The sequence below is a fragment of the Bradyrhizobium sp. USDA 4354 genome (genome assembly GCF_054060315.1).
In genome coordinates this window covers 3,538,692-3,554,670 of record NZ_JBSSDC010000001.1, presented here as the reverse complement: position 1 = coordinate 3,554,670, position 15,979 = coordinate 3,538,692, and the positions used below count along the sequence as shown (strand labels likewise).

At 57.7% G+C, this 15,979-nt stretch carries 13 protein-coding genes; 5 read left to right on the top strand and 8 right to left on the bottom strand.

Going from position 1 to position 15,979, the window contains the following annotated elements:
* Positions 1-237 precede the first annotated feature (237 nt).
* Genes ACVIIV_RS16420 through ACVIIV_RS16385 form a run of 8 tightly spaced genes read right to left on the bottom strand, consistent with a single transcriptional unit; the run spans position 238 to position 7,450 of the window.
* Positions 238-1,026 (bottom strand): ABC transporter permease, encoded by a 789-nt coding sequence (locus ACVIIV_RS16420; protein ID WP_456745081.1) that lies wholly within the window; start codon positions 1,024-1,026, stop codon positions 238-240.
* A gap of 3 nt (positions 1,027-1,029) precedes the next feature.
* Positions 1,030-1,950, bottom strand: a complete 921-nt coding sequence (gene nodI / locus ACVIIV_RS16415; RefSeq protein ID WP_456745080.1) for a nodulation factor ABC transporter ATP-binding protein NodI — start codon at positions 1,948-1,950, stop codon at positions 1,030-1,032.
* 1 nt (position 1,951) lies between these two features.
* The gene (gene nodU, locus ACVIIV_RS16410; RefSeq protein WP_456745079.1) at positions 1,952-3,661 is read right to left on the bottom strand and encodes a nodulation protein NodU; all 1,710 of its coding nucleotides are present in this window, start codon (positions 3,659-3,661) and stop codon (positions 1,952-1,954) included.
* Between the two features lie 13 nt (positions 3,662-3,674).
* Entirely contained in the window at positions 3,675-4,304 is a 630-nt protein-coding gene (nodS, locus tag ACVIIV_RS16405) for a nodulation methyltransferase NodS (RefSeq protein ID WP_456745078.1), read from the bottom strand.
* 11 nt (positions 4,305-4,315) lie between these two features.
* Positions 4,316-5,692: a chitooligosaccharide synthase NodC gene (gene nodC / locus ACVIIV_RS16400; RefSeq protein WP_456745077.1), complete on the bottom strand. Its 1,377-nt coding sequence runs from the start codon at positions 5,690-5,692 to the stop codon at positions 4,316-4,318.
* A 19-nt stretch (positions 5,693-5,711) separates the two neighbouring features.
* Entirely contained in the window at positions 5,712-6,371 is a 660-nt protein-coding gene (gene nodB, locus ACVIIV_RS16395) for a chitooligosaccharide deacetylase NodB (protein WP_456745076.1), read from the bottom strand.
* Positions 6,368-7,000 (bottom strand): NodA family N-acyltransferase, encoded by a 633-nt coding sequence (locus ACVIIV_RS16390; protein WP_456745075.1) that lies wholly within the window; start codon positions 6,998-7,000, stop codon positions 6,368-6,370. The genes nodB and ACVIIV_RS16390 overlap by 4 nt, the downstream gene beginning before the upstream one ends.
* 54 nt (positions 7,001-7,054) lie before the next feature.
* Positions 7,055-7,450: a hypothetical protein gene (locus ACVIIV_RS16385; RefSeq protein ID WP_456745074.1), complete on the bottom strand. Its 396-nt coding sequence runs from the start codon at positions 7,448-7,450 to the stop codon at positions 7,055-7,057.
* Between the two features lie 385 nt (positions 7,451-7,835).
* On the opposite strand from ACVIIV_RS16385, the gene nodD1 reads away from it, so the two are divergent.
* From nodD1 to ACVIIV_RS16360, 5 genes are all read left to right on the top strand, one after another.
* On the top strand, positions 7,836-8,780 hold the full coding sequence (nodD1, locus tag ACVIIV_RS16380) for a transcriptional regulator NodD1 (RefSeq protein WP_456745073.1): 945 nt from the start codon (positions 7,836-7,838) through the stop codon (positions 8,778-8,780).
* A 632-nt stretch (positions 8,781-9,412) separates the two neighbouring features.
* On the top strand, positions 9,413-10,402 hold the full coding sequence (nodD2, locus tag ACVIIV_RS16375) for a transcriptional regulator NodD2 (RefSeq protein ID WP_456745072.1): 990 nt from the start codon (positions 9,413-9,415) through the stop codon (positions 10,400-10,402).
* Between the two features lie 873 nt (positions 10,403-11,275).
* Positions 11,276-11,989: a MerR family transcriptional regulator gene (locus tag ACVIIV_RS16370; RefSeq protein ID WP_456748743.1), complete on the top strand. Its 714-nt coding sequence runs from the start codon at positions 11,276-11,278 to the stop codon at positions 11,987-11,989.
* Positions 11,990-12,317: 328 nt separating this feature from the next.
* A complete protein-coding gene (locus tag ACVIIV_RS16365) occupies positions 12,318-13,430 on the top strand; it encodes a branched-chain amino acid ABC transporter substrate-binding protein (RefSeq protein WP_456745071.1) in 1,113 nt (370 codons plus the stop codon).
* A 473-nt stretch (positions 13,431-13,903) separates the two neighbouring features.
* Positions 13,904-14,935, top strand: a complete 1,032-nt coding sequence (locus ACVIIV_RS16360; protein ID WP_456745070.1) for an LLM class flavin-dependent oxidoreductase — start codon at positions 13,904-13,906, stop codon at positions 14,933-14,935.
* The last annotated feature ends 1,044 nt before the right edge of the window (positions 14,936-15,979 follow it).

Genomic DNA, 15,979 nt, shown 5'->3' with positions numbered 1-15,979 from the left:
CGGGCCAGACGGCACAACCAGTATCTTTCAAAGTCCGTCTCGGCGGCTAGCACAGGCGCTCAGAAAATAACTGTGCTGGCGTCCGCACCAATCGACTGAACAGGTAGACCTGGCTCGATCGCGGCTCTCTTAAGGCCATTCAGCAACTGCTGTGACAGACCAGGTCTTCCCGAGCTACCGCAGAAAGTATCGTGACCCTGCATCGATTTGAGTTTCTCCGTTATCGCTCAACTCACGTCAACGCAGCAGGCGGCGCCGAAACAGTGCTGTCGACACGAAAAAGGGCAATACCGCGTAAACGCAAAGCGCACCGACGTGCAGGGCAATACTGTCGGCGCCGCGCTCAAGCATCGCCGAGCGAATAAGGTCGACCGAATGTGCGAGCGGCAACAAGCCGGCGAAGTGCTGAAATGAGCCGGGCAGTTGGCTCATCGGAAAGACTGCGCCACACAGAAACACCATAGGAGTGAGGACAAGTGTCTGGTAAAACACGAAGTAATCGTAACTTGGCGCAAGAGATATGACGACCATCGCCAGGCTGGCGAAGACAAGGCCAGTAAGGGCGATTGTTGGCATCGCATACAGAATGGATGGCCAGGATGCATAACCCAGCGTGGCAGCGACGATCCCGATCGCTGTTCCCGCCAGAACGGACTTACTGGCCGCCCACACCAGTTCACCCAGAACGATATCGCCAAGCGTGAGCTGAGTAGAGAGGATCGCTTCCCAGGTGCGCTTGGCATCCATGCGCGCAAAGGCTGCATACATGGTTTCAAAGGTCGCAGACGTCATGGCGCTAGTCGCGACCATGCCAGCCGCCAGAAACGCGATGTACGACGTCCCCTCAACGCGCCCCACGATCAGCCCAAGGCCAAAGCCGAGGCCAAGAAGATTGGTTATAGGATCTGCTAGGTTGCCCAGAATCGATGCAAGTGCGGCTTTCTTCCATGCCAGAAAGTTCCGACGCCATACCGCGATCCAGTTGTACGCGTTAGCGGGCATTACCGCCGCATAGCTTTCAGCCATCGCTCACTTCTCCATCTCGCGCCCGGTGAGCCGCAAAAAGACGTCTTCGAGATTCGGCGGGCGCTGCAGAATACGAAGGCCCGCTCGCCCGCGCAGTTTCACGCGTACCTGCTCCGGATATGGCGCATAGCAAAAGAGAGTCTCTCCACTCACTTCGATGTGCCGCGCATACGGCCTGATCAGCTCGCAGAGCTGATGTGGATCCCCCCCATAGATTTCAATGACGTTGCAGCCAATATGCTCATCAATCAAGGCGTCAGGCTTGCCTTCGGCGATCTTGCATCCACTCTCAAGCACGCACAGCCGATCGCACAAGCGTTCGGCCTCTTCCATGAAGTGAGTGGTCAAGAGGATCGTCTTGCCACGTGCAAGCAGAACCCGCAGGCGTTCCCAAATCAGGTGGCGTGCATGAGGATCCAGACCAGTCGTCGGCTCGTCCATCACAAGTAGATGTGGATCATTAATCAGGGCACGCGCCAGCGTCAGCCGCCGCTTCATGCCACCGGACAACTCGGAGACGCGCACGTCCGCCTTGCTTTCGAGGCGCGCAAACTCAAGCAGCGAGGGCGCGACCGCCTCGATCCTGCGAGCGCTCATGCCGAAATAGCGGCCAAACACAAGCAGGTTCTCTCGCACGGTGAACTCGAGTTCAAGGTTATCGAACTGCGGCACCACACCGATGCGCACACGCGCTAAACGAGCGCGGGAAGGCACCGGCTCATTGAGGACCGTAATCTTGCCTCCGTCCGGCGAAATCATGCCGAGGAGCATACGCGCAATCGTACTTTTGCCAGCTCCATTTGGCCCAAGCAGACCAAAGCATTCTCCGCGCGCAACCGAGAACGACAGTTCATTGACGATGACCTTGTCGCCAAATGACTTTTTCACGCCGGCAAGGTCGATCGCTACCGTGGACATGTTCATCTTAGGCTGACAGAAGTCGTTCCGCAGACGATGGCTTCTTAACGACTGTTTTGGTCCAGAGCAGGCCGTCGCACCACACATGCTCGACACGTCCCCACTGGCAGGCCGCCGCAGCATCCGGGAAGAATCCCCGTCCGTGGAGGTTGGCGCTCGTGTTGCAGAGCAGCGGAATGCCCGTGAGTTGCTCAAACTCGACGAGAAGCGCGGCGATTTTGTGCGGAGAGTTACGGGAGATTGTCTGCAGCCGCGCCGAGCCGTCAAGATGGACTACAGCGGGGACCTTGTCGCGCCATTCCGCCCGGGTCTGGTGATCGAACAGCATGTAAGGATCTGGCGTACCTGGGCTGAAGATCTCCGGCGCCCGATCCTCCAGACAGATCGGCGCCACCGGCCGGAAGTGCTCGCGACGCTTAATGTCGTTGAGATGATCTTTCATTGCCGGGGAGGTCGGGGCTGCAAGAATGCTTCTGCCGCCCAACGCGCGTGGCCCAAGCTCGGCGCGCCCGGAAAGAAAGATGATCGGCTTGTTGTCGGCGAGAATCGCCGCAAGTTCACGCAGATTGCAGGAGGCGGCCTCCCAGCCCGACGGAAGCTCGCTGTCCTGCAGGGCCGGACCACTGTAGACTGACCATTCCAATGCCCCGAAGCCATTTTGCGCCGCCATCGCACCGCAAGCGGCGCCGATTGCCGAGCCGCTGTCATTCGGAAACGGCGGCACCCAGACATCATCGAACAATCCTGTCGCACGAAGCGCGCTGTTCCACTTGATATTGAGACCGCAACCTCCGGCGACACATAGATTTCGCGCTCCCGGAAGCGACGAGTGTCGCAGCAGAACCATCGCCATTTCCTTGACGAGAAGACGTTCCACGAACACATGAAACGACGCAAGGACGTTCTCCGCTCGCTTGGCCGTCAGGCGCAATGCGCTTGCCTCGAAGAAGTCGTGCATAGCTGCAAGAGACGATTCGGCATTGTTGATATCAGCGCGGTAGCGACGAGCCTGCTCCGTGTCGGCCGCGAAGCGCTTTTCATAGAGCTCCTGAAACACTGCCACGATGCTTTCGTCGACAGAGCCAAGGGCGATGTAGGCCATCAGCTTGCCGGCGATGCCCAAATCCCAACTGGAGCGGTTCGGCTGTCTATAAGGCCCGAAGTGAAGGCCCGCGGCAGCATAGGCATGGCCAATCATCGGAAACAGGGATCCAATGAGCCGTGCCCCCCGAGGTTCGACATAATAAAGACGTGGAAAGATGCAGCCGTCCCATACCAGACAGAACGCGGGTTTTCCCGCGCTCGCGAAGGGACTGGTGCTATATGCTGACGCGACGTGGCCCGTAACGTGCGGATAGCTCTTATATGGAAACACCTTGCCTCCGAGGATCAGGCCAAAGCCGTCGACGGAATCAAGAAGGCCCTCAGCATGGCGCTCGACATATGGCGCCCCTTTAAGCTCGATCGGCACAGCTCCACTTAGCACCTGGAACTGCGACTCAATCTCCCCATCCCAGCCGTCAATGACGAACTGATCGATATCCCGCGGATCCAGGCCATGCTCCGCCAAGGCGAGCACAACTGCATCGAGATTGTCGACTGATTGATAGCGTGGACTGTTGCCGCGCTTCTCTTGCTCGGTACAAAAGACAAGCCGCCCGTCCTCGACGACAGCAATTGCCCCGTCATGTGTTAACTTGATGCCGCAGATGCGCATACGCCCCCCTGGCCTAGTGACCGACGTTTGATTGTTCTGACGAGTGACCCGGCTTCCGGAACCGGACGATCAAGCAGTCTTCGTTGACCGACTCGGTGTGGCAGTGCAGACGCTCGACCTCCGATAGGCTCTCGTTTAAGAGAGCGATCACCGTTTCGGCACCAGCAGCATGCCCCCAGTGTTGACACGTGGCATCACGTGCGGACCCGAAAATCAGCGCTCCATTTGGCGCAAGCATACTCACCAGGTTGCGGATAGCCGCATGCATCTCGACAATGTCCTTGAGGAAGTAAAGAACCTCGGCCACGACAATCAAATCGAACTGCTCAGTGGTCGAGAACCGCTGAATGTCGCAGGTCACCCACGTAATATGTGACCATTTCCTGGTCCGTAGCCGCGCTCGCTCGATCGCCTGCGGCATGACATCGACCACGGTGAGTCGTTCGCATAACGGGGCCAGCATGTCCGTGAATGCGCCGGCTGCACATCCTACTTCGAGGGCATACGCAACATCTCCGTTGCAACGCGACATCCGGAGCATTTGGGCGTATCGCTCCTGCTCGAACGAACTAGTGTCGAGGCGCCATGGATCGTCGACAGCCAACTCTCGCTCTAATAGCTGATGGTTTGCGTCCCAGGTCATGAGTCAACCACTTATTTGTAGGCAGTCGAACGATCGCGGCCGCAAACACTGTCCGTCGCCGCCAAGCTTGATGGACCGTGCGAAAACCCCGCCTTACGAATTGTACTAGGCCTCCCCCCTACACTTGCAGCACTTCGTCCAGCATTCGGGTGCAGGATGACAGACTTCTTTTCCCCTTCGGCCGGCACATTGGCGACCTTGCGCGATAGCCAATCGCTGTTGCTCAAGGTACAAAGCGCATAGGCCTTCAAAGGAAGTAAGAGAAAGATATTGATCGGTGTGTGGAGCGAGAAGCCGAGAAACCGCAGTTCGCGAGCACGAAGGGCTGCCACACTGCACCGGACCATTGTCATTGCTGCAATCGTCAATCCAGTCCACCAGGGTACAGAGCCGCCGATTACGAGCTGTGCGAGCGCAGCCAGTGATGAAAGGGCGAGAAGCAACGGGCCGAGATTTTGCCCGATAACATCTAGCGTCAGATAGCCATCGAGTTCTGGCAGCAGGCGTAATGCAAGAAACGTGTCCCGAAAGGTACTGCGCGCCCAGCGGAGTTGCTGACGCAGATATGGGCCAAGGCTGTCCGGGACGACTGTCGCTGCGATCGCGTCCGGGACGTATTCGGTTCGAAACCCCACCTTGAGCATGAGGATCGTTAGATGGCGATCCTCGCCGAAATCGCTCGGCTTCCCGCGAAAGAATTGCGTTTCGTATTGATCAAGAAGCAAGGCGAGCGCGGAACGACGATACATGGCACATGGGCCGCAGCAGCACATGACGGCACCGAAACGAGCCTGTGCCGCGCGCTCTTCGTTGCACGCCAACCAGTATTCCATATCGATCAGCCTGGTCAGCCAGTTTTCGCTGCGATTGCTCGCTATCAACTGACCCATGGCCGCACCGACTTCCGGGTCATGCATCTTTAATACAAGCTTCGTGACAACGTCAGCAGCAAGTATCGTATCCGAGTCGACGTTGAGCACCAGGTCCCCGGATGAGCTGCGTATTGCAGCGATCTGCGCCTTGCGCTTTCCAACGTTGTTTGCCAGCAAGATGATGCTGAATCTCGCATCTCTCGCATAGATTTCGTGCACTGGCGCGACAACGTCGCGATTTGCAGATCCGTCGTCGACCACATAGACTTGTAGCTTTCCGGCGTAGTCTTGACTCGCAAGCGACTCCAGACATTCGGCGAGCGTGTTTGGATCTTCGTTGAAGCATGGCACGATGACGTCTACAGAGGGAAGGACTACCTCCGATTGTCCCAGGTTGTCCTGCAGCGATGACTTAATCGTCGGCTGGGCATAAAGCGCTTGCGCGCTCTTGTAGACAGTCGAGAGCAGCGCATAAGACGAAACGGCGACAGCACTGGTTGTAGCGAGCAGGTCCATAGGGTGTCAGTTTTTTGTTTCAGTGAAGTTGAGGGAGTGGACGGATTACAAACCCGCGCCGTTGTAGGGCCGGGATCAGATATGACAGCGCCATCGTCGTCTGATCACGCAGCGTGGCATCAGCGCACAGTCTCTCCTCATCAGGAGGATATCCGTCGTGCAGGAGCACAATTGCACCCGGGCGAACGCTCGCCAGTACCGAATCCACAATTCTATCAACCCCGGGGCGGGACCAATCTCTCGGATCGACCGACCAGTGCACAGCTGTGAGACCAGCTCTCGCTGACATGGCGAGCACCTCTTGTGTCCATATGCCGTAAGGTGCTCGCATGTGCCTGGGCGAGGCCTGCGGGCAAGCCAAACGGATCGCCTCGCTCGCCGTCAGCACTTCATCGTGTACCTCCGCAGGTCCGCATCTGGATAGATCCGGATGCGTCATCGTGTGGTTCGCAACCTCATGTCCTTCCGCAATCATTCGTCGAATGAGTTCAGGTTGGTCGGCCGCGTACGTGCCAATCACGAAGAACGTCGCCGGAACCCGATGTTGCGCCAGCACATCGAGCACCTCTGGCGTGCAAAATGGATTTGGCCCATCGTCAAAGGTCAAATAGACAGGGCGACTTCCGCTCACGTCAGCGTAGTCGCAACGGACAGCAGATAGGGAGAAACGCTCTTTCACAGCTCAGCCCCGTTCCGATCGATGATCGTCCCGGCCGGCCACTCGCTTATCGAGCGCCCGACCGGGAAAACCACCACGATCACGTCTTCGATGCGGGTCGGCGACAAATTGGGATAGACCTCGGCATGCGTGGAGCGGACGCGAATGCCAGACATAAGGGTGGCGAGCCCCTGCCTTTTGACCAGTCGGGTCATATGTTTCTCAAGCGCAGGCCGAACCGTACCGAAGCCGAATGGAACCCCAAGCTCGTGCAGTATCGGATACGTCACGCGCATTGCGTGGCTGATTCCCAGCCCTTCAAGATCAGGACGCACCGCGTATAACCCCAGTTCGGCAACGAGCAGATCGACCCCACCGATCTTGATAAAGCGGCGTAGTAGCCCGACATGAGCAGCTACCCCGCGCGCGTCGTAACCGATAATGCGGACCTCAGGCCTCGCCCCGGCCCAACTTCGGTTGCCCTCAAATGGCTGCGCATTGAACGCGCCGGTCGGCCCGTAACTCTTGCGGAAGAACTCGGCGAGTTCGGCATGATCGGTGAGCTGCAATTCGCTTTCCCAGCGACGGCTCCACTGCACTTGAGCGCGTGCAGAGGGAGCTTCCGCAGTCCGGGATACGGCAATGTTCATGGCGGGCTTCCTTGCGCCAGTGGAATTAAGAGCAGAGATGGTCACGTGAACTCGCTACCCGCCAAAGCGCTGGTCAACACTGAAATGCGCTGCTATGCCCCGTCGGAGCTCGGCACCTCTGGCCTGCACCGCGCCTCGCGCCTTCGCTCGCGATGAAGCGATCGCATGGTTCGCGCTCGTCATCCGGCCAATGCCCTGAGCGCGATATGCCGGACGATGCCGACGCGGCGATTGAACTAACCAGAACTTGTCTGCACCACGGAGCTTTTTCGCCTCGGCCAGCATCGCTGTCGACGTTTTGACGTCTGACGGCATGCCATCGATGCGCGGGGCCTCATCGATGGCGCATCGGAGCGGCATCAGATCGCACTGGTTCTTATACATCTTCGACACGCCCTGAATGCGGTGGACAGGCGAGCCATTTGGAGACTCGCCCGAAATGCTTGGCATCCGCAATCTGCGCCTGCCCCTATTTCGCGACACTAGAATGAGGCTGAACGCGCTCTCAAGTGTACGCGAGTAAACCTCCAATATGGAAACGGATGGAATGCGCATACCAAGGTTTATCGGGATTCGCCGGGCGCCTCGATCGAGCGATCTTCGCACGGATAAGAAGCGAAGCGGCTCACATGTCGCGCCGATAGCCACCCTCGAAACCGATGCGGCGGGTGCTCGCACGTCCAGACGTTTCTCTCTGAGCCCGCGTGAACGACCAGCAGCCATCGTAGTATGCCCGATTACTTTTCCAAACCGATGTTTGCTATCCAACATCCCGCAGTTTGGTAAAATCGATTGTTTCGATAGAACACATCCACACGATGGATAGACTCACAACATGCGGTTCAAGGGACTTGATCTAAATCTTCTCGTTGCGCTCGATGCTCTGATGACGGAACGCAACCTCACAGCGGCGGCGCGCAAAATTAACCTGAGCCAGCCCGCTATGAGCGCTGCGATCGCGCGGCTGCGCACCTATTTCCGCGATGAGCTATTTACCATGAGAGGTCGCGAGCTCGTCCCGACACCTGGCGCGGAGGCGCTTGCAGGTCCAGTTCGCGAGGCCCTGCTGCACATCCAACTCTCGATCATATCACGGGACGCGTTCGACCCGACCCAGTCGAGCCGTCGCTTCAGAATCATTCTGTCCGATTTCATGACAATCGTCTTTTTTCGCAGAATTGTGGACCGTATGGCACAGGAAGCTCCCGCGGTGCGCTTCGAATTGCTGCCATTTTCCGATGAACCCGATGAGCTGCTCCGCCGGGGCGAGGTCGACTTTCTCATTCTGCCGGAACTGTTCATGTCGAGCGCGCACCCTAAGGCGACCCTGTTCGATGAGACCCTCGTATGCGTGGGATGCCGCGCGAACAAGCAGCTATCGCGGCAGCTCACGTCTGAGAAATACATTTCAATGGGGCACGTTGCGGCCAAGTTCGGGCGGGCGCTGAGACCAAACCTCGAAGAATGGTTTTTGCTTGAGCACGGCCTCAAGAGACGAATTGAGGTCGTCGTGCAGGGCTTTAGCCTGATTCCGCCCATATTGTTAGACACGGGCCGTATCGGCACAATGCCCTTACGACTTGCCAGACACTTCGAAAGGCGGATGCCACTGCGAATCGTCGAACCACCGCTCCCTCTGCCCACATTCACAGAGGCTGTGCAGTGGCCTGCGTTCCACAATACCGACCCGGCGAGCATTTGGATGCGGCGGATATTGCTGGAGGAAGCATCCAACATGGCATCTGAGCATCAGGAGCCTCCAACTCGCAGGCGCTGCTAGGCTCACCACAAGCCCCTCTCGGCACGTTCCCACGCTAACAATCCTTCGACGTGCTCGGCCGCTTTCGTCACTTCAACCTCTCTGGGGCGAAGCTGCAGAGACAGCGAACGGTTGGGAAGACTTGCCGAGTGGTGAGCGTCGTGGCCGCGCACGTGACTTGATGCGCTTGCACGGCAAACAGCCGACGCCCGGCACTATCGCGGCAGAACAGGCCTCCTCCGGTACAATAATGTTTGGTTTGCCCGATAAAATCGCTTGAATCGCACACTGCGTCAGGTTGTAGCTTGGCCGCCGTGACTAACGCTGCGCTACGCGGCCGTCGACTGGGTGCTTTGGCGAACTCACGGTGCTGGCGGGACACTGGGTTGATCTGCCATTAACCAACTGACCGGGTCCTGTTTCGTGGCTCGCCGGAAGCGGCGAGACCGATCAGCTTCGGGACTCCTGACGGTTTCCGGCCGGTGCTGGTCGGCCTACCGCCGTGCACTCCATTCTTGCGGTCATTCACGAGCGTCTCTTCGCGATCGCACGATGGAACCGATGTCCATTCGGGCGAGCCGGTAGGACGGCTTCAGACGCACCCGTCGCCGCTCGTTGTATGCGCCTCAATTGCGTTTGTGCCGGATGAAGACATGCGTTTCAAAGGTCTAGATCTAAATCTTCTCGTCGCGCTGGATGCTCTACTGACTGAGCGCAACCTCACCTCAGCGGCACGCAAGATCAACCTTAGTCAGCCGGCCATGAGCGCAGCCGTTGCCCGGCTGCGCTCCTATTTCCATGATGAGCTGTTTGGGATGAGGGGGCGGGAACTTGTCCCGACCTCATGCGCGGAAGGACTCGCAGCTCCCGTGCGCGAGGCTCTGACGCACATCGAGCTCTCAATTATCGCGCGGGACGTGTTCGACCCAGCTCGATCGAGCCGACGATTCAGGATCGGCCTTTCTGATTTTATGACAGTCGTATTCTTTCGAAATGTCGTGGAGCGCGTCGCGCGAGAAGCACCCGCCGTCAGCTTCGAACTGGTGGCACTCACCGATGAGCACGATGAGCTTCTCCGCCGTGGTGAAGTCGATTTTGTTATCTTGCCGGAATTATTCATGTCCGGCGCGCACCCCAGGGCGGCCCTATTCGAGGAGAGACTCGTCTGCGTAGGTTGCTGCACGAACAGCCAACTGCTACGGCGGCTTACATTTGATCGGTATATGTCGATGGGCCACGTTGCGGTTAAGCTCGGAGGTGCGCGCAAGACGCCGGTCGAGGAATCCTTACTCGATCTCGGCCTCAATCGGCGCATCGACATTCTCGTGCAGAGCTTCAGCATGATCCCGCCCCTGCTGGTAGGCACGAACCGCATAGGGACGATGCCATTGGGGTTTGTAAAACATTTTCAAAAAACGATGCCCCTTCGGATTGCCGAACTTCCGCAGCCATTCCCTGCCTTCACTGAGGCGGTCCAATGGCCCGTGCTTCACAATAGCGACCCCGAAAGCCTCTGGATGCGAGAGATATTGTTACAGGAGGCTACCCGCATGGCAACTGCTCAAGAGCCCTCCATTATATGCACTTCGGAACGAGCGGATACTGCCGGAGATTTCGCACAATCTGTCTCGCCGTTGCCGTAAGGACGTTCCGCACAATCTGCGAACCTCATATCCCAACGAATGTCTCAACGTACAAGACCTGGCTCGAACTCATGGCCGCTCTATAAAGATCGTCGCAGTGGACGGCTATCTTGACGACGTCTGTAGGTCTTTCGCCCGTTGGCATTAGGCTCGGAGTGCGAGTGGCGGCTCGGACTGTTGACCTGGTCTTAGAGACAGGGACGTACGTTGCACCGGGCCGCCGGACGCACCTGCCTCGATACAGCAGGTGGGCGCTGAGCTGTCGTCGTCAACTCTCAATCAGTAGTGGCTTCCGATGAGCGGAGACGATGCGGCTTCTTCGAAGTCGTATCTCCACGCACGGTAAGCGTGGTGGACATCGATTGACATGACCACGATCTGTTGCACTGCCGAAGCTAGCGTCGCGCACGCGTGTTGCCCTGTCGCATCACCCTGGAGTACATCGCTTCGCGCCGCGGGTCTGACTTCTTTTGGCCCTACCGCAGCCAAACGTCTTGACGACCTGCGCTGCCATGACGCAATGACACACGAGGAGCTGAACGTTGGAGCAATGCAGCGGGGTGTTCGATCCGGAAGAGCTTTCCGTCCTGGGAAGCCTTTATGATAGTGCGGTCACCGCGCTACCCCCATCGATGCGAAATCCGGAAAATCGCACAGCAATCGCCAAACTCATCCTGGAGCGTACAGCGGCTGGCGAGGCTCAACTGGCATGCCTGACGAACTTGTTGATCACCATTTCCCCTCAGGGTTGATCCCCCGCCATTCTGAGGATAGTCACCACTCTCGCGCTGGAATGGAAGACGATCCAGCTAGAGCTTTGAAATAGCTTGAATCATACGTGACGTCAGGTTGTAGGCTTTGAAATTGAACAACATGAGCAAAGCTACACCACGAAGGCGTCGATGGCGCATTGGCGAACTTGCAGAGGCGACCGGAGTAACGGTACGCACGCTGCATCATTATGAACACACGGGGCTCCTAGCAGCTTCAGAGCGTACTGACGGCGGCCACCGGATGTACGACCGCGAAAGCGTGCAACGGGTTCACCAGATTCGAGCGCTACGTGAGCTTGGCTTCTCCCTTGTCGAGATCCGTAAAGCTATGGAGGGCACGACCTCACTCACCGACCTTCTGCGCAAACATCTAGAGCGGATAGAACTTCAAGTCGCTCGAGCAACTCTGTTGCGAGATCGTTTGCGCAACATGACCATCGACAGTGAGATCCAGGTCAGTGTGGATGAGCTGCCTGCCACCCTCAATGCCATGTCGCGCGTCGAGACGCGTAGTCAGACGTCCCGATGCACCTGCAAGTTAGCTGCAGATCGCGAGGAGCGCTGGCGGCGGATCCGCGACGATCTGCGTGATTGTATGGATCGGGGCGAGCATCCTTGCGGCGAGCGGGCAAAGGCTGTCGCGATTGCAGCACGCTTGCTGATCAGCGAAATCGCCGGCGCCGATTCACGCGTTTCGATGATTCTGAAGGTGCTTGCACGATTAAGCGCCCCCCGCAGTCTGGCTGGTTGGGATCCCTGCCTCATGCAATATCTTGATCTCGCCCTAGGCGGGTTGGAGGATCAGCCCTACTGACGTCCTCAGCCGGCGGCATTGCCGATCGGCCCTGGCAATCTGTAAACGCGATGACGCTTGGTTGATCGGCGGCTCTGATGGGGGCCGACAGTTTTATGGACACAACCGGACAGATCGTCATCACCTCGCCGATCCGCGCTCCCTGACGCATTGATCGAGGCTCCCATTAAGAGGCTTGAACCGCACGTAACGTCAAATTGTAGACTCTACCGTGGTCGCGATCTGCCGATCGTAACGCAAGCTTCGCCTGGCAGGCAACCTCGACCTGAGGCACGTCTGATCACAGCTGCTGACGGGTTCACTTCAGGTGAGCATTGGGAGCTCTACAATGTTCAATGGACGCTACGCTTCTGCTGTGAGTGCAGCGCTTCTCTTCTGGGCTCTCGCTTCGGCTGCGCGCGGCTCGGAGGTCAATATCGCCGTGGTTGGCCCAATGAGCGGAAGCAGCGCCGCGTTCGGCGCGCAAATGCGCGATGGTGCGGCTGCCGCAGTCGAGGCGTTGAACGCTTCGGGCCTACTTCCCGATACCAAGGTGATATTGAGTGTCGCCGACGACGCCTGCGACCCGAAGCAAGCTGTCGCAGTCGCGAATAAGCTCACAACAGAGCGGGTCCGGTTGGTCGTTGGCCATTTTTGTTCTTCTTCGTCGATTCCCGCCTCAGACATCTACGCCGAAGCAGGCATCATTCAGGTATCACCAGGCTCGTCAAATCCTCAGCTAACAGAACGCGGCCTTGAGACCGTCTTTCGGATCTGCGGCCGCGACGACCAACAGGGCACCGTTGCCGCTGAGTACATTCACCGGAACTACCCTAACCATAAGATCGCAGTGCTCGACGACAAGAGCACCGCAGGCAAGGGTATCGCCGACGTGGTTGAGGCACAGCTTCAGAGATTCGGTGAACAGGTCATTCGGCAAAGCTATGTAGCTGGTGAAAAGGATCACAGGGCGCTGGTCTCAAGAATGAAGAAGGATCGGGTGCGCGTCGCCTATATCGGCGGCTATCATACCGAAATCGGATTGTTTGTACGCCAGGCGTCAGAAGCAAGAGCGGGACTCATCGTCATGGCGAGCGATCCGTTGATGACCTCTGAATTCTGGGCCATTACCGGCAGCGCTGGAAATGGCGCGTTGTTTACCTTCATGCCGGACCCCACCAGGAATGCCAATGCGGCCGGCGTGGTGGCCCGACTCAAAGCTTCCAACCTGTCCGCTGAAGGTTACACGCTTTACGCCTATGCAGCGGTGCAAGCATGGGCAGAGGCGGTGAACCGGACCGGTTCTTTCAACGCTGCGCGCGTCGCCAGCACACTTCGTTCACGGCCGATCGATTCCGTGATCGGCCCAGTCCGGTTCGATACAAAGGGAGACAATGCGGCTCCTGGTTTTCTGGTTTATCGCTGGCGCGACGGCCGTGTTGAAACTGTTGAGCAGAAGTGATTGGCATCAACGCCGTGTCCCCAAACCCAAAGTGAGACGGATGATGAGACGCCCTCAGGTCGTTGGAGCAGCGATACTCGCAAGCTCTCTTATACTTGCAGCTTTCGGAGCGTTTGCCGCGTTCGTTGCAGCGCTCGCAGAGCTACCCGATCTCTACCTGGAGGAGACGCTACGTCCGATGATAGACAAATAGTAGCCGTGCCGAGCTGATCTGGCTCGCAGACACAGGAACTCTGAAGCGGCTAACGATGCTTCTGGTCGAGCACATGCTCGGGTGGAGGCGCTTCGCCAGCTCCTATCAAAGTAACGGCCGGACCGGCATTTGCGCACTCGTGATCCACTCACATCGTGCAAGTTCAGATTCACGGACCCAAGAGAAACGCGCTAAGCGGTGACGAACGAGACCTCTATGAGAGCGATGGCATGAAAGCAGCCAAGACTCGCCACCTGGCCCATAATCGGAGATTGATCGAGTGAAGAGTGGCCTTCCTTCAAGACTAACGTGCGGCATTTTCGACCATTTGGATGACGACGGCCGAGATGCCGCACGACAATATGAAGATCGTCTCAGGTTGACCGAGGTCTGCGACTTCCTCGGCTTCTACGCGTATCACCTGGCCGAACACCACTGCACACCTCATGGCAGAGGGCCTTCGCCGAACCTGTTTCTATCAAGCGTCGCGCAGCGCACCCGGCGATTACGCTTTGGTCCGCTCGTCCTGTTGCTCAACCTTTATCATCCATTGCGCGCATTCGAGGAGATCTGCATGCTTGACCAATTGAGCGGCGGCAGGCTCGAGGTCGGGATAGGCCGCGGCTCCCAGCCGATTGAATGGGGCTATTTCGGGATCAGTGCAGACGCCGCACCAAGCCGTTATACGGAAGCCAGTGAAATCCTGTCTATTGCGCTGAAGGGTCATACGCTATCTTATCAGGGACACCACTTTGAGCTAAGCGAAATACCCTTAACCTTGAGGCCTCGACAACGTCCATATCCGCCGACCTGGATTGCGAGCAATCGGGCCGAGGCGGCGCAGTGGGCCGCTGCAAATGGTGCCAATCTGGCGTGCATAGGTCCCGCCTGTGTTGTCCGGAAAGTTACCGATGCCTACCGCTCCCATCGCGCCCACAATTCAACACCACACGGCCGCGAGCCATTTCTCGGGCTGGCCCGCATGGTCGTGATTGCGCAGTCTGACCGGGACGCCCATGCGGCGGCCGAAACTGCGTATCGACGATGGCTGGAGAACTTTAAGTTTCTTTACGAGCTGAATACTATTCCGACGCCGCCCGCCCTTCCGCTGACATTCGATGCAGCACTTGAGAGCGAATTGTGCGTCGTTGGAACGCCAGCTTCCGTCCGACAGATCCTTCTTCACCAGATGGAAGAGGCAGGTGCCAACTACTTGCTTTGCCAGCTTGCATTCGGAAACCTCCCGCTGGAGATTTCCCTGTACACCGCAACCGCAATCAAAGCTCAAATTCTCGACAGCTTTGGCGGATAATGCCCTGGGCGCAAAGGCGATCGTCAGCCTCAATGGCAGCGATCGAGCCGTCAATTTTCCTGACTCCGCTTCTTCTTACTTGGACACATGAAACTCTGCTTTCGAAGGTAATTCTTCGCTGTGAGCGCGATTTACGGAATGAACTTTGTCGGCATGGGCGGAACTGGTGGCGGTGCCGTCTACGTCGGGAACGGCAGGATGGTCGGGGTCGACGTCGGAAACCTTCGCTATAGTGGGACGTACATCGAGCAAGGCGGTCGCATAAAGGGGATTGTCAACCTATAAGCGCCAATCGGCGCTACGCCTGTAACCCGCGCTCAATTCCCTGACGCTCGATTGGGCCTGCCGACTTCTCAGATGGGAAGCCACAGGCGCTCATGGTTGAGGGTAGTCCGGTACACGTCATACTGGAGAAAATCGGCGATATCTGACCGCCTGGCGCTCCTATTTCGGCAACGAGCCTTGGCCTGGGGAGTGTTTGCGAACCGCTTTATCAACTCATCCGCAGCCGAACGCTCTTCGTTCGCTTCGATCTCGCGGGCCTTTTCAAAAGGCCCGCGATTGCTCAGGGTCATCCTGCATTTGCCGGAGGCGGGAACTGGTGGATAGTCGCCGTCGAGATTTCATGGCTTTCTCTTTGGCTTGCGGGGATTGAGGATTTTTGTGGGACCTTCGTGACATCTGGAGTCCAATTTAGAGGTATTCGCCAAGCGGTCACCGGCTGCGACCTTTTTGTCTTCTCAATCATGGCAGGTCAACGAATCAGCAGGCTCGCCTAAATGGCCCTTAAACTCACCGAACCAAGAAGGCCGGAACATCTAATTAACCCGCCTTCGATCTCGGCGATGAGATTACTCGCGTGCGCGATCCACGAACTGAATGCATCCCATCAACACTTTCGATTTTACCAATTTCAGCCAAATACCCCATAAGTCGATCGCCGGTTTCCGGAAAGCACTTCTCACGAATGTCGTGTGACAATGGACCCTTTTTGCTTTCAGCATAGTCGCAGGCCGATCCAAGCCTATCGTGGTGGCCTCCCCG

Coding starts and splice junctions, on each gene's coding strand:
- ACVIIV_RS16420 (WP_456745081.1), bottom strand. CDS start 1,026: ATGGCTGAAAGCTATGCGGCGGTAATGCCCGCTAACGCGTACAACTGG.
- nodI (WP_456745080.1), bottom strand. CDS start 1,950: ATGAACATGTCCACGGTAGCGATCGACCTTGCCGGCGTGAAAAAGTCA.
- nodU (WP_456745079.1), bottom strand. CDS start 3,661: ATGCGCATCTGCGGCATCAAGTTAACACATGACGGGGCAATTGCTGTC.
- nodS (WP_456745078.1), bottom strand. CDS start 4,304: ATGACCTGGGACGCAAACCATCAGCTATTAGAGCGAGAGTTGGCTGTC.
- nodC (WP_456745077.1), bottom strand. CDS start 5,692: ATGGACCTGCTCGCTACAACCAGTGCTGTCGCCGTTTCGTCTTATGCG.
- ACVIIV_RS16390 (WP_456745075.1), bottom strand. CDS start 7,000: ATGAACATTGCCGTATCCCGGACTGCGGAAGCTCCCTCTGCACGCGCT.
- ACVIIV_RS16385 (WP_456745074.1), bottom strand. CDS start 7,450: ATGCCAAGCATTTCGGGCGAGTCTCCAAATGGCTCGCCTGTCCACCGC.
- nodD1 (WP_456745073.1), top strand. CDS start 7,836: ATGCGGTTCAAGGGACTTGATCTAAATCTTCTCGTTGCGCTCGATGCT.
- nodD2 (WP_456745072.1), top strand. CDS start 9,413: ATGCGTTTCAAAGGTCTAGATCTAAATCTTCTCGTCGCGCTGGATGCT.
- ACVIIV_RS16370 (WP_456748743.1), top strand. CDS start 11,276: ATGAGCAAAGCTACACCACGAAGGCGTCGATGGCGCATTGGCGAACTT.
- ACVIIV_RS16365 (WP_456745071.1), top strand. CDS start 12,318: ATGTTCAATGGACGCTACGCTTCTGCTGTGAGTGCAGCGCTTCTCTTC.